The sequence below is a fragment of the Pseudomonas sp. BLCC-B112 genome, from assembly GCF_028550695.1.
In the GTDB taxonomy this organism is placed as follows: domain Bacteria; phylum Pseudomonadota; class Gammaproteobacteria; order Pseudomonadales; family Pseudomonadaceae; genus Aquipseudomonas; species Aquipseudomonas danubii.
In genome coordinates this window covers 42,716-60,980 of the sequence record NZ_JAQQGK010000011.1, presented here as the reverse complement: position 1 = coordinate 60,980, position 18,265 = coordinate 42,716, and the positions used below count along the sequence as shown (strand labels likewise).

At 63.9% G+C, this 18,265-nt stretch carries 20 protein-coding genes; 7 read left to right on the top strand and 13 right to left on the bottom strand.

The genetic code is table 11. The features are described from left to right. Positions 1-2: 2 nt before the first annotated feature. Genes PQT43_RS25790 through folE2 form a run of 7 tightly spaced genes read right to left on the bottom strand, consistent with a single transcriptional unit; the run spans position 3 to position 5,653 of the window. On the bottom strand, positions 3-1,337 hold the full coding sequence (locus tag PQT43_RS25790) for a dihydroorotase (protein ID WP_272754987.1): 1,335 nt from the start codon (positions 1,335-1,337) through the stop codon (positions 3-5). Positions 1,338-1,339: 2 nt separating this feature from the next. After that, positions 1,340-1,900, bottom strand: a complete 561-nt coding sequence (locus tag PQT43_RS25785) for a gamma carbonic anhydrase family protein (RefSeq protein ID WP_102862389.1) — start codon at positions 1,898-1,900, stop codon at positions 1,340-1,342. Further along, a complete protein-coding gene (gene hisI, locus PQT43_RS25780) occupies positions 1,890-2,333 on the bottom strand; it encodes a phosphoribosyl-AMP cyclohydrolase (RefSeq protein ID WP_110594167.1) in 444 nt (147 codons plus the stop codon). The genes PQT43_RS25785 and hisI overlap by 11 nt, the downstream gene beginning before the upstream one ends. After that, on the bottom strand, positions 2,330-3,214 hold the full coding sequence (locus PQT43_RS25775; protein WP_170001394.1) for a metal ABC transporter substrate-binding protein: 885 nt from the start codon (positions 3,212-3,214) through the stop codon (positions 2,330-2,332). The genes hisI and PQT43_RS25775 overlap by 4 nt, the downstream gene beginning before the upstream one ends. Positions 3,215-3,225: 11 nt before the next feature. Next, a complete protein-coding gene (locus PQT43_RS25770) occupies positions 3,226-4,092 on the bottom strand; it encodes a metal ABC transporter permease (RefSeq protein WP_102862386.1) in 867 nt (288 codons plus the stop codon). Next, positions 4,092-4,760, bottom strand: a complete 669-nt coding sequence (locus PQT43_RS25765; RefSeq protein ID WP_102881367.1) for a metal ABC transporter ATP-binding protein — start codon at positions 4,758-4,760, stop codon at positions 4,092-4,094. The genes PQT43_RS25770 and PQT43_RS25765 overlap by 1 nt, the downstream gene beginning before the upstream one ends. Further along, on the bottom strand, positions 4,760-5,653 hold the full coding sequence (gene folE2, locus PQT43_RS25760; RefSeq protein WP_102862384.1) for a GTP cyclohydrolase FolE2: 894 nt from the start codon (positions 5,651-5,653) through the stop codon (positions 4,760-4,762). The genes PQT43_RS25765 and folE2 overlap by 1 nt, the downstream gene beginning before the upstream one ends. A gap of 130 nt (positions 5,654-5,783) precedes the next feature. Here folE2 and PQT43_RS25755 point away from each other — a divergent pair, with 130 nt between their 5' ends. After that, positions 5,784-7,007: an N-acetylmuramoyl-L-alanine amidase gene (locus tag PQT43_RS25755; protein ID WP_253084129.1), complete on the top strand. Its 1,224-nt coding sequence runs from the start codon at positions 5,784-5,786 to the stop codon at positions 7,005-7,007. A 134-nt stretch (positions 7,008-7,141) separates the two neighbouring features. Here PQT43_RS25755 and PQT43_RS25750 read toward each other — a convergent pair whose 3' ends face one another. Continuing rightward, the gene (locus PQT43_RS25750; RefSeq protein WP_272754983.1) at positions 7,142-7,519 is read right to left on the bottom strand and encodes a glutamine synthetase; all 378 of its coding nucleotides are present in this window, start codon (positions 7,517-7,519) and stop codon (positions 7,142-7,144) included. A gap of 122 nt (positions 7,520-7,641) precedes the next feature. On the opposite strand from PQT43_RS25750, the gene dksA reads away from it, so the two are divergent. From dksA to PQT43_RS25730, 4 genes are all read left to right on the top strand, one after another. Further along, on the top strand, positions 7,642-8,046 hold the full coding sequence (gene dksA, locus PQT43_RS25745; RefSeq protein ID WP_102862381.1) for an RNA polymerase-binding protein DksA: 405 nt from the start codon (positions 7,642-7,644) through the stop codon (positions 8,044-8,046). Positions 8,047-8,076: 30 nt separating this feature from the next. After that, positions 8,077-9,285 (top strand): zinc metallochaperone GTPase ZigA, encoded by a 1,209-nt coding sequence (gene zigA, locus PQT43_RS25740; protein WP_272754982.1) that lies wholly within the window; start codon positions 8,077-8,079, stop codon positions 9,283-9,285. Continuing rightward, positions 9,285-9,992, top strand: coding sequence for a DUF1826 domain-containing protein (locus tag PQT43_RS25735; protein WP_102881364.1), 708 nt, complete (start codon positions 9,285-9,287; stop codon positions 9,990-9,992). Before zigA ends, PQT43_RS25735 begins: the two co-directional genes overlap by 1 nt. Positions 9,993-10,160: 168 nt before the next feature. Continuing rightward, complete coding sequence (locus tag PQT43_RS25730; protein ID WP_110652478.1) at positions 10,161-11,123, top strand: CobW family GTP-binding protein; 963 nt, start codon at positions 10,161-10,163, stop codon at positions 11,121-11,123. Positions 11,124-11,144: 21 nt separating this feature from the next. Here PQT43_RS25730 and PQT43_RS25725 read toward each other — a convergent pair whose 3' ends face one another. Then, complete coding sequence (locus PQT43_RS25725; RefSeq protein WP_102862377.1) at positions 11,145-11,537, bottom strand: DUF3301 domain-containing protein; 393 nt, start codon at positions 11,535-11,537, stop codon at positions 11,145-11,147. A gap of 117 nt (positions 11,538-11,654) precedes the next feature. Between PQT43_RS25725 and pdxY the strand changes: the two genes are divergently transcribed. Beyond that, on the top strand, positions 11,655-12,527 hold the full coding sequence (pdxY, locus tag PQT43_RS25720; RefSeq protein ID WP_102862376.1) for a pyridoxal kinase PdxY: 873 nt from the start codon (positions 11,655-11,657) through the stop codon (positions 12,525-12,527). Between the two features lie 21 nt (positions 12,528-12,548). Here pdxY and PQT43_RS25715 read toward each other — a convergent pair whose 3' ends face one another. Then, positions 12,549-13,943, bottom strand: coding sequence for an APC family permease (locus tag PQT43_RS25715; RefSeq protein WP_110594175.1), 1,395 nt, complete (start codon positions 13,941-13,943; stop codon positions 12,549-12,551). Positions 13,944-14,204: 261 nt separating this feature from the next. After that, positions 14,205-14,690, bottom strand: coding sequence for an acyl-CoA thioesterase (locus tag PQT43_RS25710; RefSeq protein WP_102862374.1), 486 nt, complete (start codon positions 14,688-14,690; stop codon positions 14,205-14,207). A 287-nt stretch (positions 14,691-14,977) separates the two neighbouring features. On the opposite strand from PQT43_RS25710, the gene PQT43_RS25705 reads away from it, so the two are divergent. After that, entirely contained in the window at positions 14,978-16,741 is a 1,764-nt protein-coding gene (locus tag PQT43_RS25705; protein WP_102862373.1) for a cation:proton antiporter, read from the top strand. Between the two features lie 51 nt (positions 16,742-16,792). On the opposite strand, the gene PQT43_RS25700 is transcribed toward PQT43_RS25705, so the two are convergent. After that, positions 16,793-17,200 carry an SMI1/KNR4 family protein gene (locus PQT43_RS25700; RefSeq protein ID WP_102862372.1) on the bottom strand — a complete coding sequence of 136 codons (408 nt, stop codon included), beginning with the start codon at positions 17,198-17,200 and terminating at the stop codon, positions 16,793-16,795. A 136-nt stretch (positions 17,201-17,336) separates the two neighbouring features. Beyond that, positions 17,337-18,212: a Tim44 domain-containing protein gene (locus PQT43_RS25695; RefSeq protein WP_267269147.1), complete on the bottom strand. Its 876-nt coding sequence runs from the start codon at positions 18,210-18,212 to the stop codon at positions 17,337-17,339. Positions 18,213-18,265 lie beyond the last annotated feature (53 nt).

Genomic DNA, 18,265 nt, shown 5'->3' with positions numbered 1-18,265 from the left:
GATTAGCGGATGAAGCGCAGGGGCAGGCCCTGACAGTGGTCATACAGACGTCCCTGGTGCCAGGCGAGCTGACCCGAGACCAGGGTGGTGGCGACGCTATGGCGAAAGCGTTGGCCGGCAAACGGCGTCCAGCCGCACTGGGCAAGAATCGGCTGCTGGTCCACCAGCAGGCCCGCGGGCTCGGTGCGGATCAGCACCAAGTCGGCCCAGTAGCCTTCGCGCAGGTAGCCACGGTCGGGGATGGCGAACAGGTCGGCGACCCGGTGGCTGGTCTTGGCCACCAGGGTGGTCAGGGGCAGGACCTGGTCCGCCACCAGTTCCAGCAAGGCCGGCAAGGCGTGTTGCACCAGAGGCAGGCCGGCGGGCGCACGGGTGTAGGGCTGCTGTTTCTGTTCCCAGGTGTGGGGCGCGTGGTCACTGCCGATGATGTCCAGGCGCTGGCTGTTGAGGGCCTGGCGCAAGGCGTCGCGATCGGCCTGGGTCTTGATCGCCGGGTTGCATTTGATCAGGTGGCCAAGACGCGGATAGTCGCGGTCATCGAACAGCAGGTGGTGCAGGCAGACTTCGGCGGTGATGCGCTTTTCGGCCAGGGGCCGGTCCTCGAACAGGGCCAGTTCCCGGGCGCTGGTCAGGTGCAGGACGTGCAGGCGGGTGCCGTGTTTTTTCGCCAGTTCCACCGCCAGGGATGAGGAGCGGTAGCAGGCCTCGGCGTCGCGAATACGCGGGTGGGCGGCAGCGGGAATCTGTTCGCCATAGAGTTGCTGCCAGCGTTGTTGCTTGAGCTGGATGCTCGGGGTGTGTTCGCAGTGCGCCAGGAGGAGGGTCGGTACCTGGCGAAACAGCCGGTCCAGCACGTGCGGATCGTCCACCAGCATGTTGCCGGTGGAGGCGCCCATGAACACCTTGACCCCGGCGACCTCGGTGGGGTCGAGGGCGGCGACGGTGTCGAGGTTGTCGTTGCTGACGCCGAAGTGAAAGCCGTAGTTGGCCACCGAGGTGATCGCTGCGCGGCGTTTCTTGTCGGCCAGGGCGGCCAGGGTCAAGGTCGCCGGCGAGGTGTTGGGCATGTCCATGAAGCTGGTGATGCCACCGGCCACTGCGGCGCGCGACTCGCTATGGATGCTGCCTTTTTCCGGGGCGCCGGGATCGCGAAAGTGCACCTGGTCGTCGATCATCCCCGGCAGCAGCCATTGGCCCTGGGCGTCGATTTCCAGTTCGGCGCTGAGGTGGTCGAGGCTGCCGATGGTCTCGATGCGTCCATGATTGACCAGCAGGTCGGCGTCGAACTCCCGTCCTTCGTTCACCAGGCGGGCATTGCGGATAAGGATTCGGCTCATGCTCAAAACTCGTTCTGCAGGGCCTTGTAGCCGCGGACCAGATCGACGTTGGTGCGAGCCACGTCCTCGGAAAACTCCGAGGCACTGATGCTCACCGGAGGGAACTGCGCCAGGTCGGTCTTGGGGCCGATGCGGGTGGTGGAGGGCACGTAGAAGCCTGGGGGCAGGTCGCGACCGTCCACCACCGAGTTGTGCCGGACCACGCTGCCGTCGCCCACCACGCAGTTGAACAGCACGCTGTTGAAACCGATGAACACCCGGTCGCCGACCACGCAGGGGCCGTGGACGATGGAGCGGTGGGCGATGGAGGTGTGCTGGCCGATGGTGACGGCGGCGCCGGATTTGGAGTGGATCACCACGCCGTCCTGGATGTTCGAATTGGCGCCGATGGTGATGGCTTCCATCTGGCCGCTGGCGTCGACCTCGTCGGCGCGGATCACCGCGTAGGGGCCGACGAACACGTTGTCGCCGATCACCACCTTGCCGCAGATGATGGCGGTCTTGTCCACGTAGGCGGATTCGGCGATTACCGGCAGATCGCCGGAAGGGTTTTTACGAATCATGGCGCGAGTCCTTCAAGGGGGAACTGATGACTTCCACCGCGCCATCGCGAATGGCGTTGTAGAAACAGTTGGGGCGGCCGGTGTGGCAGGCGGGGCCTTGTTGCTCCACTTGCAGCAACACGGCGTCGCCATCGCAGTCCAGGCGCGCTTCGATCAGGCGCTGGCGGTGGCCCGAGCTTTCGCCCTTGCGCCACAGGCACTGGCGCGAGCGCGACCAGTAGCAGACCTGGCCGCTGGCCAGGGTTTCGGCCAGGGCCCGGCGGTTCATCCAGGCCAGCATCAGCACCTCGCCGCTGCCGTGTTGCTGGGCGATGGCGGCGATCAGCCCGTCGCTGTTCCAGGGCAGGGCATCGAGCACTGCGGTCAGCGGCCAGCGACTGCCCTGGGCAGCGCTTTCCAGGTCCAGCAGCGTCAGTGGCGGGCGTTGGATCATGGTCGGCTCAGGGCGTCGTACAGGGTGTTGAGGTTGTATTCGAACAGCCCGATGAAGGTGCTGGCCGGGCCCGTGGCGGAGAGGGCGTCGGAGTACAGGGTGCCGCCGATATGGGCGCCGCTTTCGTCGGCGATCTGCTTGAGCAGGCGGGCGTCCTTGATGTTCTCCATGAACACCGCCTTGACCTTGGCGTTGCGGATCTGGGTGATCAGCGCCGCGACTTCGGCGGCCGAGGGTTCGCGTTCGGTGGACAGACCCTGGGGCGCCATGAAGTCGATACCGTAGGCCTGGCCCAGGTAGCCGAAGGCGTCGTGGGAGGTGACGATCTTGCGGTTGCCCGGGGGCAGGGCGCCGAGTTTGGTCTTGGCCTCGGCCAGCAGGCGGTAGATCTGTTGCAGGTAGGCCTGGCTGTTGCGCTGGTAGTCGGCCTGGTGGGCCGGGTCGGCGGCGATCAGCGCCTGGGTGATGGTGTTCACATAGAGTTCGCTGTTGGCCAGGTTGTGCCAGGCGTGCGGGTCGGGCACCTGTTCGCCGTCCTCGTCCAGGGTCCGTGGAATCACCCCGCGACTGGCGGTGATGACCGCAGTCTTGGTGGCCGAGCTGGCCACCAGGCGATCCAGCCAGGGTTCGAAGCCCAGGCCGTTCTTGATGATCAGCCGGGCCTTGAGCAGGGCCTTGGCATCGTCCGGCGTGGGTTCGTAGGTGTGGGCGTCTTCATCGGCGCCTACCAGGTTGGTGATCTGTACATGCTCGCCGCCGACCTGGCGGGTGATGTCGGCGAGGATGCTGAAGCTGGTGACCACGGCCAGCTTGTCCGCGGCTTGGGCGGTGGACCACGACAGTGGCAGCAGCAGGCTGAACAGCACGAGTAGAGCGCGCATCGGGAAACACCTCATGGGGATGTGAGCAACGGCGGGCGGTGCAACAGGCCGTGTACCGGACCGAACACCACGGACAGCAGGTACAGGCTGCCCGCCACCAGCACGATGGCCGGTCCGCTGGGCAGCGAGTAATGGAATGACAGCAACAGGCCGAGCCACACCGAGAGACAACCCAGCAGCGCGGCGATGCCCATCAACAGCGGCAGCCGCCGGCTCCAGAAGCGCGAGGCGGCGGCCGGCAGCATCATCAGCCCCACCACCATCAGGGCGCCGATGGCCTGGAAACCGATCACCAGATTGAGCACCACCAGGGTCAGGAACAGGCCGTGAGCCAGGGGACCCAGGCGACTGACGCTGTGCAGGAACAGTGGGTCGAGGGTGTCCAGCAGCAGGGGTTTGTAGATCAGGGCCATGGCCAGCAGGCTGACGGCCGAGACCAGGAGCATGCCGTTGAGGGTCGGGCCGTCCACCGCCAGGGCCGAGCCGAACAGCAGGTGCAACAGATCCAGGCGTTTGCCCGCCAACCCGAGGATCAATACGCCGCTGGCCAGGGAGATGGGGTAGATAGCCGCGATGCTGGCGTCTTCCCGCAGGCCGGTGCGGCGGGTGATCCAGGCCGCGAGGCCGGCCATGCCCAAGCCGGCGCCCAGGCCGCCGAAGGTCAGAGCCGGCAAGCTGAGACCGGCGAACCAGAAACCCAGGGCGGCGCCGGGGAGGATGCCGTGGGCCACCGCATCGCCGATCAAGCTCATGCGCCGCAGGATCAGGAAGACGCCCAGGGGGGCGGTGCTACAGGCCAGGACCAGGCCGCCGAGCAAGGCCCGGCGCATGAACACGAATTCGCTGAAGGGTTGCCAGAACTGTGCGGCGAACTGCATCACGCCACCTGTGTCTGGAAGGGCGGGGCGATCAGTTCTTGGCTTTGGCCCAAGACACAGCCGCTGCTTTTGACCCACAAGGTCTGGGGGATGTGCTGGCGCACGGCGGCCAGGTCATGGCAAACCACCACCAGCGTCCGGCCCTGGGCGTGCCAGCTGTGCAGGTGTTGCCAGAGCAGGGTCTGGCCCGCTTCGTCGAGGGCGGCGTGGGGTTCGTCCAGGAGCAGCAGAGGCGCTTCGGTCAGGCTCAGTCGGGCCAGCAGCGCACGCTGTAATTCACCGCCGGAAAGGGCCATCAACGGGCGACTTTCCAAGCCACTCAAATGCCAGTCTTCGAGCACCGCCTGCAGTTTTTCTGCCCGGGCCCTGGCGGGTTCGCGCTTGCCCCAGAAGCCACCGGCCACCAGCGCTTCAAGGCTGATGGGGAACTGGCGATCGAGGTGTTGCTGTTGCGGCAGAAACGAAAAGCCGCCCCGTTTGGGAGCCGCCAGATCGACCTTGCCGGCCAAGGGCTTTTGCAGCCCAGCCAGGACTTTCAGCAGGCTGCTCTTGCCCGAACCGTTGGCGCCGATGATGGCGCTCAGGCTGCCGCTGGGCAGGTGCAGGTCCAGGGCTGGAGTCAGGGGTTGGCCCGGCGCGCCCCAGCGCAAACCTCGACAGCGGATCATCAGGCCTCCCAGTTCCAGCGGCTTTGCGCCACGGCGTCGTGGGCGTGCAGGCTTTCCGCATGCACGACCCGCAGTTGGAAGGCGTTGACCCCGGGGGAGCGGCGCAGGGCCAGATTCAGCCGGCGGGCGGCGTCTTCGCAGAACATCAGGTTTTGTCCGTTGGCCAGGGCGAAGGCCTGTTCATCGGCGCGTTTGACCGCCGTCTGCACGGCAGTGCCCAGGGCGTTTTCCGCGTCGTTGATCAGGGCAATCAACGGCAGTTCGTCGAGGAAGTCGTCCAGGCGCAGGTGCAGTTCGGCGTTGCTGCGTTGGCTATGGGGCGTGGCAACTATGCCTTGGGTCGAGCCCAGCCAGGCCAGGATCTCGGCGTGCTGCAGTGGCCGGTTGGCGAAATCGTCGACGAATTGCTGTTGGATCAACTGACGGGACAGGGCGGCCGAGCAAGGGCAAGTGGAGGAATAAGGCACGACAATTTTTAGTTCCACGTGGAACATCGCGTTTTTCAGCCGTGCTTCGATGCTCAACGGATAGCTCTTCCAACCGGCCAAAGGACTGACCAATGCCGGGCGTTTGAGCAGCAGATCGAAGTGCAGGCGCAGGTAGGCGCTGTTGGCCAGGCCTTCGTGACTGTCGAGAAAGCGCTGTAGCACTTGGCGCAGCAGAGCAGGCGTGAGGTTGTCCTGTTCGAGCATTTCCAGGGCCAGGTACAGCCGCGACATATGAATGCCTCGCGCCTCGCCGTCGTCGAGGCTGACTCCGGCGTCCGCTTTGGCAGCGATCCGTTGGCTGTCCATCAGTACAGGTAAGGCAATGCCGCACATGCCCACCCATTCCAGGGGCAAGGCTTGGCGTGAGGCCTGCGCGGCGATATCCGGCAGAGTCAGCGCGTTCATGAACAGGTCCGTCGTTAGGAATATTTCTGCATGTTATATTATAACAATACATCCGATGAAACATTTTTCCTCGGCGGTTCTTTGGCCTGTTCTTGTGAGTACGGACACTCCCTCATCTGCGGTATTTGTCATGCACAGACGTCAATTGCTCAACCTGCTGTTGGCCGGTACGGCCCTGATGTTGCCCTGGGCTGTTTCTGCCGCGCAGATCCGTAATGCGCGGCTGTGGAAAGACGCCGACAAGCTGCGGCTGGTGCTCGATCTGAGTGGCCCGGTGCAGTACAAGACCTTCACTCTGAGCGCACCGGAGCGCTTGATCATCGATTTGAACGGCGCTCGCCTGAGTGGCGATTTCAGTCAGTTGCCCCTGGCCCGTACGGTGATCCGCGCGATCCGCTCCGGGCATTTTGGCCAGGGCGATACGCGAATCGTCCTCGACCTGAATGAGCCGGTGCAGCTCAACAGTTTTCTCCTGCCGCCCCAGGATGGGCAGGGCCATCGACTGGTGCTGGACCTGTCTGCGCCCGGCAAGGCGCCGTTGCAGATCGCCGCGGCCGCTGCGCCCCTGGCCAAACCCGAGGCGTCGCCGGGCAAGCCTCATCCCAAGCGCGACATCATCGTGGTGGTGGACCCCGGCCACGGTGGCAAGGACCCCGGCGCCGTGGGGGCCAAGGGTGAGCGAGAGAAGGATGTGGTGCTGTCCATTGCCCAGTTGCTGGCCAAGCGGCTCAAGCGCGAGAAGGGCTTTGCCGTGAAGCTGGTGCGCAACGACGACTTCTTCGTGCCGCTGCGCAAGCGGGTAGAGATCGCCCGCAAGCACAAGGCCGACATGTTCATCTCGGTGCACGCCGATGCGGCGCCGCGCCTTAGCGCTTCCGGTGCCTCGGTGTATGCCTTGTCCGAAGGCGGGGCGACTTCGGCCACTGCGCGCTTCATGGCCCAGCGGGAAAACGATGCCGACCTGCTGGGGGCCAGCAGCCTGCTCAATCTCAAGGACAAGGACCCGATGCTGGCGGGGGTGATTCTCGACATGTCGATGAATGCCACCATTGCCGCCAGCCTGCAGCTAGGGGGCACGGTGCTGGACAGCCTGTCGGGGATCACCACCCTGCATCAGAAGCGCGTGGAACAGGCCGGGTTCGCGGTGCTCAAGTCGCCAGACGTGCCATCGATCCTGGTGGAAACCGGCTTCATCTCCAACCGCCGCGACAGCCAGCAACTGGTCACCACGCGACATCAGCAGGCGATTGCCGACGGCCTGTTCCAGGGTTTGCAGCGCTACTTCGAAAAGAACCCGCCGGCCAACAGCTATCTGGCCTGGCTCCAGGAAACAAAGAACAACCGCACCGTGTAGGAGCCGGCTTGCCGGCGAAGGCGGCGAGGGCGGCTAAGAGCCCCTTGGATTGTGCGTCGCCCTGACGGTTGCGTTCGCTGGCAAGCCAGCTCCTACAGCCACCAGCGCCTGCATCTGGCGCGATGTGGGGGCGGCTAGCAACCGCTAATGCGGCTGCAGGTGAACTTGGCGCTGCTGCCGCCAGAACTGGAAAAGCGATTGCGGGTGGTCCAACCCACGCGCTGGCTGTAGCCCACCCAGGCTTCACCATCGGAGGCCAGGCCGGTGAAGAAGGTCAGTTGCCCGTAGCGACTGTTGGTCTGCGACCAGTAGCGTTTGCCGATCACCTCGAACCCGCGCAAGTAAGTGGTGCTGCCCGCCGTGGCGACGCTGTAGGCGTTGCCCAAGGGATCGACGCAGGCCAGCAGGGTGGCGCTGCGGGTGCAGGTGGCCAAGGTACTGGGCACGGCGGCTGTGGCGTGGCCGGCCAGCAGCATCAGGCTTGAAAGCAGGGTGGGCAGGACAAGGCGCATGGCAGTTCTCGTGGCGACAGGGGCGCAGCATTGCGCCCTTCGTCGTGGTCGGCAAGGGAGTATTGGCTAATCTGCATTGTTATAATATAACATAAAATAAAGCCTGACCCGTGACCCCCGCCATGACTGAACAAGAGCTCCTCGCCGAACCCTCGGCGCATTACATGAACGACGCCCAGCAGGGCTTCTTCCGCGATCTGCTGCTGGCCCAGCGCAGCGAATTGCAGGAGCGCATTGCCGCTGAGTTCGACCAACTGCGCGAGCAGGAACCCCACAGCGACCCCGCCGACATCGGCAGCGCCGAAGAGCAGCGGCAATGGCAACTGCGCCTGCTGGAGCGGGAAAAGAAGCTCCTGGACAAGATCGACGAGGCCCTGGAGCGCCTGGCCCGCGGCGAGTACGGCTGGTGCCGCGACACCGGCGAGCCCATCGGCCTGCAGCGCCTGCTGCTGCGGCCCACCGCCACCTTGTGTATCGAAGCCAAAGAACGCCAAGAGCTGCGCGAACGCCACCAACGGGCGCTTTGACCCAGCCGCGAACCTGATGAGGAACCCCCCATGACCGAGCGTCTTCCCGTTACCGTGCTGTCCGGCTTTCTTGGCGCGGGCAAAAGCACCCTGCTCAATCACGTCCTGCGCAACCGCGACAACCTGCGGGTAGCGGTGATCGTCAACGACATGAGCGAAATCAACATCGACGGCAGCGAGGTGCAGCGCGATGTCAGCCTCAACCGCGCCGAAGAGAAGCTGGTGGAGATGAGCAACGGCTGCATCTGCTGCACCCTGCGCGAAGACCTGCTGGAGGAAGTGGGCAAGCTGGCCCGCGACGGGCGCTTCGACTACCTGCTGATCGAATCCACCGGGATCTCCGAGCCGCTGCCGGTGGCGGAAACCTTCACCTTTCGCGATGAGGCCGGGCAGAGCCTGGCGGACATCGCCCGCCTCGACACCATGGTGACTGTGGTCGACGGCATGAACTTCCTGCTGGATTACCAGGCGGCGGAAAGCCTCGCCAGTCGCGGTGAAACCCTGGGCGAGGAAGACGAGCGTTCGATCACCGACCTGCTGATCGAGCAGGTGGAGTTTGCCGACGTGATCCTGGTCAGCAAGATCGACCTGATCAGCAGCGCCGAGCGCCAGGAGCTGATGGCGATCCTGGCGCGGCTCAACGCCCAGGCAGAGATCATTCCCATGGTCATGGGCCAGGTGCCCTTGGCCAAGATCCTCAATACCGGGCGCTTCGACTTTGAACGCGCGGCCCAGGCGCCGGGCTGGCTGCAGGAGTTGCGCGGCGAGCACGTGCCGGAAACCCAGGAGTACGGAATCGCTTCAACCGCCTATCGGGCGCGGCGTCCCTTTCATCCGCAGCGCTTCTTCAACTTCATCAACCGGCCTTGGGTCAACGGCAAGCTGCTGCGCTCCAAAGGCTTCTTCTGGCTGGCCAGCAAGTACCAGGAGGCGGGCAGCTGGTCCCAGGCCGGTGGCTTGATGCGCCACGGTTTTGCCGGGCGCTGGTGGCGCTTCGTGCCCAAGCAGCAATGGCCCCAGGACGAGGAAAGCACGGCGGCGATCCTGCACAACTGGACCCCGGCCACGGGCGACTGTCGCCAGGAGCTGGTGTTCATCGGCCAGAACATCGACTTCACCCGGCTCTGTGCCGAGCTCGACCTGTGCCTGCTGGATGACGATGAAATGGCCCTGGGTGTCGAGGGCTGGAGCCTGATGACCGACCCTTTCGGTTCTTGGCATGAAGAGGAGGCGGCCTGATGCTGACCCTGAGTTCTCCGGTGACTCCACTGAGCATTCCATTGGCGGCCAGGAGCTTGCTGCTGCCTTGTGCGGTGCCGCTGGTTTCCCGGCGCGCGGCCATTGGCCCGACCCCGGCGGTCCTGGCCGAGGTGCTGGACGACGAGGTCAACCTCGGCCTCTGGCAGCGCCAGTTGCCGGCGCACATCGAGGACTTCGGCCAGTTGCTGTTGTCCCTCAACGAGCCCTTGGCCGAGTCCCTGTCCCTGGAACTGCCGGATGAGGATTGCCCACCGAACCTGCGGGGCCTGGCCTCGCGCTTCAGCGACTTGCACGGTTATGACGGCTTTATCGCCGACGTTTCCTGGCTGGTCAGCGCCTTTGCCTGCCTGTTGGGCGCCAAGCGCGTGGGCTTGCGCTTGCGGGTGCTGGACAAGGCCATGTGCCCGCGCTTTCACGTCGACCATGTGCCCGTGCGCCTGATCACCACCTATGCCGGGATTGGCAGCCAGTGGTTGCGCGAAGGGGCGATGGACCGTCGGCAACTGGGACAGGCCAGCGCTGAACCCCGAGACCCGGCGCTGATCCAGCAGATCGGCAGCGGTGAGGTGGCGCTGTTCAAGGGCGAGAAGTGGCACGGCAACGAAGGTTTCGGCCTGATCCACCGCTCGCCGCAACCGGCGCCGGGGGAGCGCCGGCTGATCCTTACCCTTGATTGGCTGGGTTGAGCCAGGCGTGTAGCCGCTGCCTAGCCTGTGAGGCTGCGCCAAGGTCCGCAGGACCTTCAGTGCGCTCAAGAACGGCGTCTGCTGCGGCGTCGTTCTTGAGCGCGCGGATTTTCGCCCTGCACGGGAAGGGCGTAGCATCACCTCACAGGCTTTCCGGACCCCCTTCCCATGCTGCAGAACATTCCTACCCATGTGATCGCCGGCCCCCTGGGGGCCGGCAAGACCAGCCTGATCCGTCATCTGCTGAGCCAGCGCCCGGCCCATGAGCGCTGGGCGGTGCTGATCAATGAGTTCGGCCAGATCGGCCTGGACGCGGCCTTGCTGACTCGGGATGACGATGGCATCGCCCTCGGCGAAGTGGCCGGCGGCTGTCTGTGCTGCGTCAACGGCGCACCGTTTCAGGTGGGCTTGGGGCGTCTGCTGCGCAAGGCCAAGCCGGATCGTCTGTTCATCGAGCCTTCCGGCCTCGGTCACCCGGCGCAATTGCTCAAGCAACTGAGCGTCGCGCCCTGGCAAGGGGTGCTGGCGTTGCAGCCCTGTGTGCTGGTGCTCGACGCCCAGGCCCTGGCGGCCGGCAAGCCGCTGCCCCAGGCCCAGCAGGACGCCCTGTCCAGCGCCGGCCTGTTGGTGTTGAACAAGGACGAACTGCTCAGCGACAGCGATCGGCTGCGGGTGCTGGAGCAGTTGCCGGACCTGCCCTTGTTCTGGACGCGCCACGCCGCCTTGCCCCTGGCCGAGCTACCGGGCCTGGAGGCCAGCGCCGGGGCGGCGCTGGAGCACCTGGATGTTCCCCAGGGCCTGGCACAGTTACCGGCGGTGTGGAGCGATCCGGCGTTGCCGATCTGCCTCAGTCAGTCTCAAGAGGAGGGCTGGAGCATCGGCTGGCGCTGGCACCCGAGCCAGCAGTTCGACCTGACCCGGGTCGATCACTGGCTGCAGAACCTCGACTGGCGTCGGGCCAAACTGGTGATCCACAGCGATGAGGGCTGGCGCTCGGGCAATGGCTTGGATAATTCACCGCTGAACTGGCTGCCCAGCGAATGGCGACGGGATTCGCGCCTGGAGTTGATTTTCAGTGCCCCTCAGGACATGGCCGGCCTGCAAGCCAGCCTCAGCGCTTGCCGCCTGTAGGCGCAGGCTTGCCTGCGCATCTCACGGCTTGAACTTGCGATGTTCTTCGCGCCACTGACTCAGCTCGATCACCTCGGCGCTGGGCAACGGCTCTTTCACTTCGAATGGATAGGGTGCCAGCTCGATGTGCGCGCTGTGGGCTCCGAACTGAGTGATGGTTCCGGCGTGGCGGGTTTCGCCAGTCACGGTGAATTCGAAGTTGTAGATTCGCGCCAGGCGCCGACGACCGTTGGCGTCCTTGACCAAACCGATGCGCTTGAGTGCGACGTTGCCGTCCAGCAGCTCGATGTCGAGCCGTGCACAGTGCTGCTTGACCCGCGCCAGCGCCCGCTCCCGCAGGCCGTGGTTGTGCCATAGCCAGGCGGCGCCGGTCGCCAGCAGCATCAGCACAAAAATGTTTCCAAGGGTCAGCATGAAGGTTTGCTCCAACGAAGTGGCGTCAGCTTAACTGCGTCTCCGGTCTGTCGTACAGGCTGCGTTTAGTCGCATACTGCGCGGCTTGAATTCCACCGGTTTTATGGAAAATCCTGCATGAAACGTACGCCCCACCTGCTTGCGATCCAGTCCCATGTGGTTTTCGGCCACGCCGGTAACAGTGCTGCGGTGTTTCCCATGCAGCGGGTCGGGGTGAATGTCTGGCCCCTGAATACCGTACAGTTCTCCAACCACACTCAGTATGGTCACTGGGCCGGAGAAGTGTTGGCGCCCCAGCAGATTCCCGAGCTGGTGGAAGGTATCGCCGCCATCGGCGAGTTGGGCAACTGCGATGCGATTCTCTCCGGTTACCTGGGCAGCGCGGCCCAGGGCCGGGCGATTCTCAGTGGCGTGGCGCGGATCAAGGCGACCAACCCCAAGGCCTTGTACCTGTGCGACCCGGTGATGGGCCATCCGGAGAAGGGCTGCAGCGTGCCGGCGGAGGTCAGCGACTTCCTGCTGGATGAGGCGGTGGCCATGGCGGATTTCCTGTGCCCCAACCAGCTGGAGCTGGACAGCTTCTGCGGACGCAAGCCGCAATCGTTGTTCGATTGCCTGGGCATGGCCCGCTCGCTGCTGGAGAAGGGCCCCAAGGCGGTGCTGGTCAAGCACCTGGACTACCCCGGCAAGTTGGCGGAAGGCTTCGAGATGCTGCTGGTGACCGCCGAGGGCAGCTGGCACCTGCGGCGCCCGCTGCTGGCGTTTCCGCGCCAGCCGGTGGGGGTGGGCGACCTGACGTCGGGTCTGTTCCTGGCCCGGGTGCTGTTGGGTGACAGCCTGGTGGCGGCGTTCGAATTCACCGCCGCGGCGGTGCATGAAGTGCTGCTGGAAACCCAGGCCTGCGCCAGCTACGAGCTGGAGCTGGTGCGGGCCCAGGATCGCATTGCCCATCCGCGAGTACGGTTCGAGGCCACGCCGATCGGCTTCTGATGGCGACCGGCGGGCGCTGAGTCAGGCCTGTTCGGAGAATTGCACCGTCGGCGCCGGCTGACGGAAGCCCCGGGTGTGGACGCCCAGGTACGCCAGGCCCAAGGCAAACCAGGCCAGGCCAATCCCCAGGGTCAGGGCCGAGAGGCTGGTCCACAGCCAGACGATCAGGCCGAAGCCGATCAACGGCAGCAGGCCGTACTGCAGCAGTCGCGCGCCCGTGCGCGGCTGTCCCTGCCCCAGGTGACTCTTGATCACCGCCAGGTTGACCACCGAGAACGCCACCAGTGCGCCGAAGCTGATCATCGACGCCAGGGTGGTGAGGTCGATGATCACTGCCAGCAAGGACACCAGCGACACCAGGACAATGGCGATCACCGGGGTCTTGTAGCGCTCGGAGAGGGTGCCGAACACTCGCCGTGGCAGGATGCCGTCGCGGCCCATGCTGAACAGGATGCGCGACACCGAGGCCTGTGACGCCAGGGCCGAACCGGCGGCGCCAGCGACATAGGTGGCAGTGAAGAACATCTCCAGGAAACGTCCGCCGGCGTGCAGCATCACCTCGCTGGCTGCCGAATCGGCGTCCTTGAAGCTGCTGCCGGGGAAGGCCAGCTGGCTGGTCATGGCCAACAGGATGAACAGCAGGCCTGCGCCCAAGGTGGTGATGACAATGGCCCGGGGGATGTCCCGGCGCGGGTCGCGGGTTTCCTCGGCCAGGGTCGATACCGCGTCAAAGCCGAGGAACGACAGGCACAGCACCGCCGCTCCGGCCATCAAGGGCAACAGTCCGCTCTGGCTGCCGTCGCCGATCCAGGGCGCGCTCAGGTCCAGGCTCTCGGCCCCGGCCAACTGGCGAATCACCAGGGCCACGAACACCACCACGAACACCATCTGCGCGCAGACGATCAGGTTGCTCATGCTCGATACCGAACCGATGCCGCGAATGTTCAGCAGCGTCACCAGGCTGATGGTCGCCACCACGAAGACCCAGGCCGGCACGGCGGGAAAGGCCAGGTTGAGAAACAGGCCGATCACCAGGTAGTTGATCATCGGTAGAAACAGGTAATCCAGCAGCAGCGACCAGCCGGCAAGAAAGCCGATGCCCGGTCCGAAACTGAGGCTGGCGTAGGAATAGGCCGAGCCGGCAATCGGGTACTTCCTGACCATGACGCTGTAGGACAGGGCGGTGAAGATCATGGCCAGCAGGGTGATCACGTACGCGGCGGCGGTACGCCCGCCGGTGATCTGGGTGACCACGCCGTAGGTGGTGAAGACGGTCAGCGGGACCATGTACACCAGGCCGAAGAACACCAGGGCCGGCAGCCCGAGGATGCGGCGCAGGGAGGTGCCCTGGGCACTGTGGGTGAAATCGCTGGGGGCGAGGGTGGGATTGTCGGAGAGAGTATTGGCGCTGGGCATTGTTATTGTTCTCACGCGTTCGTGGGTTCGAAGGCTCCCCAAACGGGGAGTGCGCTTGTGCCTTGCCCAACGATTCTGGCAGCGGTGCCCCTGGGGCATAACTCTCTAAGTGGTCAAAAAGGGATGGATGTGGCCATTCGGGATGACCGCAGAAGACTGCCTGGAGCAGCGGAAGGAGAGGGGGCGAGTGGGCAAGGCTTTGCAGGGGCGTGGCGAGGGGACCGTCCGTGGTCCTGCTGAATCAGCGTATCTGTCTGAGGATCAAGGGCCGTCGGCCTTGATTTCCTGGTAGCGCTTTTCCAGCTCCTGGCGGATCTGCCGACGCTGCTGGGCCTGGATATAGCGGCGTTTGCCGTCGGCGGTCTCGGGCTGCAGCGGTGGCACCTGGGCCGGTTTGCGCTGGTCGTCTACCGCCACCATGGTGAAGAAGCAGCTGTTGGTGTGGCGCACCGAGCGCTCGCGGATGTTCTCGGTCACCACCTTGATGCCCACCTCCATGGAGGTGTTGCCGGTGTAGTTGACCGAGGCCAGGAAGGTCACCAGTTCGCCGACATGCACCGGCTCGCGGAAGATCACCTGGTCCACCGACAAGGTCACTACGTAGCGGCCGGCATAACGGCTGGCGCAGGCATAGGCGACTTCGTCGAGGTACTTGAGCAGGGTGCCGCCGTGGACATTGCCAGAGAAATTGGCCATGTCAGGGGTCATCAATACCGTCATCGACAGCTGGGCGTTTCCGGGTTCCATAGCACACTCACGGTTCAAGGCAGGGGTTGCTGGAGCACCTCTGCGGGTGCTGGTTTCAAGGATTTTCAAACCATCGATAACGGGACGCCGGGCCGCGTCGTGCCGTCACGCTCCGGTGGATCTGTTTCCTAATATTGCATCGCCTTTCTGCCAGAAGTCCCGGTGTTAACCTGCGAAACACCCGTTTCAGGGCTTTTTCCTCTAATTTTTTGGATATTTCTTTGTACTGATCAGATTTTTCTTTTTAGGCGATCTGCGCCGCCCAGCGTTCAAGGAGAACCCCGTCCATGCATGCCATCAGCTTCATTCAGGACCTGGCCGTGATCATGCTGGTCGCAGGTGTAGTGACCATTCTCTTTCATCGATTCAAGCAACCGGTGGTGCTGGGCTACATCGTCGCTGGCTTCATCATCGGTCCCCACACTCCGCCGTTCGGCCTGATCCACGACGAACAGACCATCAAGACCCTGGCCGAGCTTGGGGTGATTTTCCTGATGTTCTGCCTGGGGCTGGAATTCAGCCTGCGCAAGCTGTTCAAGGTGGGCGCCACGGCGTTTATCGCGGCGTTCCTGGAAATCGTCCTGATGATCTGGATCGGCTACGAGATCGGTCGCTGGTTCGATTGGAGCACCATGGATTCGCTGTTCCTCGGGGCGATCCTGGCCATTTCCTCCACCACCATCATCGTCAAGGCGCTCAACGACCTGAAGATGAAGAACGAGCGCTTCGCCCAGCTGATCTTCGGTGTGTTGATCGTCGAAGACATTCTCGGCATCGGCATCATCGCCTTGCTGTCGAGTATTGCGGTCAGTGGCACCGTGAGTTCCGGCGATGTGTTTTCCACCGTCGGCAAGCTTTCGCTGTTCATGATCGTGGCGCTGGTGATCGGCATTCTGCTGGTGCCGCGCCTCTTGGCCTACGTGGCCAGGTTCGACAGCAACGAGATGCTGCTGATCACGGTGCTGGGGCTGTGTTTCGGCTTCTGCCTGCTGGTGGTCAAGCTGGAGTACAGCATGGTCCTGGGCGCCTTCCTGATCGGCGCGATCATGGCCGAGTCCCGTCAGTTGCTGAAGATCGAACGGCTGATCGAGCCGGTTCGTGACCTGTTCAGTGCCATCTTCTTTGTCGCCATCGGTCTGATGATCGACCCGCAGATCCTTCTGCAATACGCCTGGCCCATCGCCGTGATCAGTGTGGCAGTGGTGCTGGGCAAGATGCTGTCCTGCGGCATGGGCGCCTTTATCGCTGGTAACGATGGACGGACCTCGTTGCGAGTCGGGATGGGCCTGTCACAGATTGGCGAATTTTCGTTCATCATCGCCGCCCTGGGCATGACCCTGCAGGTCACCAGCGATTTTCTCTATCCGGTCGCGGTTGCCGTGTCGGCGATCACCACCTTGCTCACGCCTTATCTGATTCGCGCGGCCGATCCTTTGTCGCACAAGCTGGCTGGAGTCCTGCCTCAACGCCTGAGCCGGGTGCTGGGCATGTATGGGGAGTGGTTGCGCAGTATCCAGCCTCAGGGGGAAGGCGCATTGCTGGCGTCGATGATCCGCAAGATCCTGCTGCAAGTGGGGGTGAATCTGGCGCTGGTGGTGGCGATCTTCTTTTCCGGCGGCTATTTCGCCAAGCGCATCGGCACTTATCTGGAGGAATGGGTCAGTGATCCTAGCTGGCAGAAGGCGCTGATCTGGGGCGCAGCGTTGCTGCTATCCCTGCCATTCCTGATTGCCGCCTACCGCAAGCTCAAGGCGCTGTCGATGCTGCTGGCGGAGATGGGGGTCAAGGCGGAAATGGCCGGGCGTCATACCCAGCGAGTGCGCCGGGTGATCGCCGAGGTGATTCCGATCCTGTCGCTACTGGTGATCTTTCTGCTGTTGGCGGCGCTGTCGTCGAGCATCCTGCCGACCCTGGAGTTGCTGGTACTGATTGCCGTGGTGGCGGCGGTGGTGGCCGCGGTGTTGTGGCGCTGGTTCATCCGCGTGCACACGCGGATGCAGGTGGCACTGATCGAAACCCTCGATCACAGCAAGGACAACGGTGGGCATTGACCTTGCCGCTCGCCAGCAGGGCGCTGGCGAGCCGGTTGCAACGGCGGGGGCTCAGCTTTCCAGCCAAACGTCCCGCGCCCAGTGCCACACCGATTCCCAGGACTCTTCGGTGATCAGCTCTTCTTCGCCGGACCACAGCACCACGGTGCCGTCTTCTTCGACGCAGTAGTAGTCGTCGCCGTCCTGGCAGATCGGGATCAGCTCACGAGGCACGCCCAGGTCCCAGGCGGTCGCGGCCACTTCCGGCAGGTAGGTGTGGGATTGCGGGTCGGTGACGGTGACCGGTTCCAGGCTGCCGTAAACCACGTCGCTGACCGTCAACAGGAACTCTTTGAAGACGAACGGGATATTGATGAACAGCTGTTCTTCAATTTCCACCAGTTGGTCTTCGTCCGGCAGTTCCAGGGGGACGGGTACCGGTTCGTTGGCTTCTCGGAGTTGTTCGATGACTTCTTCCACGGCCTGGGTCCTCTTTGCTCTATGGCGCGGTTGTTTGACGGCGGTTTATACAGTAGCTCGCTATAAGTGCAATCGTGAAATGCAAAACCCCGACCTGAGTCGGGGTTTTGCCTTACAGCTGTGACAGCAGAATGAATCAGCCGTTCTGGCGGATACCTGCCACCAGCCATGGCTGGTTGTCGCCCTGGGCGCGTTCCATGTTCCAGCTTTCGCTGAACACTTCGCCCTGGTCGAAGCGCGAGGTCTTCGATACACCGCTGAAGGTCAGGGTGGCGATGGTCTTGTCGGCACGGTCATCCACACCTTCAAGTTGCACTTGCAGGTTGTCGATGTAGGTGGACTGGAAGCTGTCGCCCAGATCGGCACGTTCCTGTTTCAGGAACTGCAGCATCTGCGGGGTGACGAACTCGGCAATCTTGTCCATTTCGTTGGCGTCCCAGTGTTGCTGCAGGGACTGGAAGTGATTGCGCGCCGCTTCAATGAAGCGCTCTTCGTTGAACCAGGCCGGAGCGTTGATCACCGGACGCGCGGCAGGTGCTGCCGAGCCACCGAAGATCGAACCGCCAGCCGGTTGCTGAGGCTCGAAAGCTTCACGCTGCATCGGTGCGTGACCCGCTGGAGCGAACTGCTCCTGCTGCTTGCGACGGCGAGCGGCGATAAAGCGGAAGATCACAAAGGCGATGACCGCCATGATCAGGATGTCGAAGATCTGCATGCCCTGGAAGCCGTCACCCATGAACATGGAGGCCAGCAGGCCACCGGCTGCGATGCCAGCCAGAGGGCCGAGCCAGCGCGAAGCACCACTAGCCTTGGCCGCGGCACCTGCAGCTCCGGCTGCGCCAGCGGTGGCTGCAGCGGCAGGAGCGCCCGGAGTGGTTGGCGCCGCCTGGCGAGTTTGGTGGGTCGGGGCAGCGCCGGCGCTTTTGCCGCCACCGAAGCGCTTGGCGTTGGCGTCGAGGCTCATCGTCAGGCCGATGCACAGCGCCATGGCGATGCTAAGAAAACGTTTCATAAAGGGGGTTCCCATTTGTGGATGGCACGCGCGCCATATTGCACAGGTCAAGT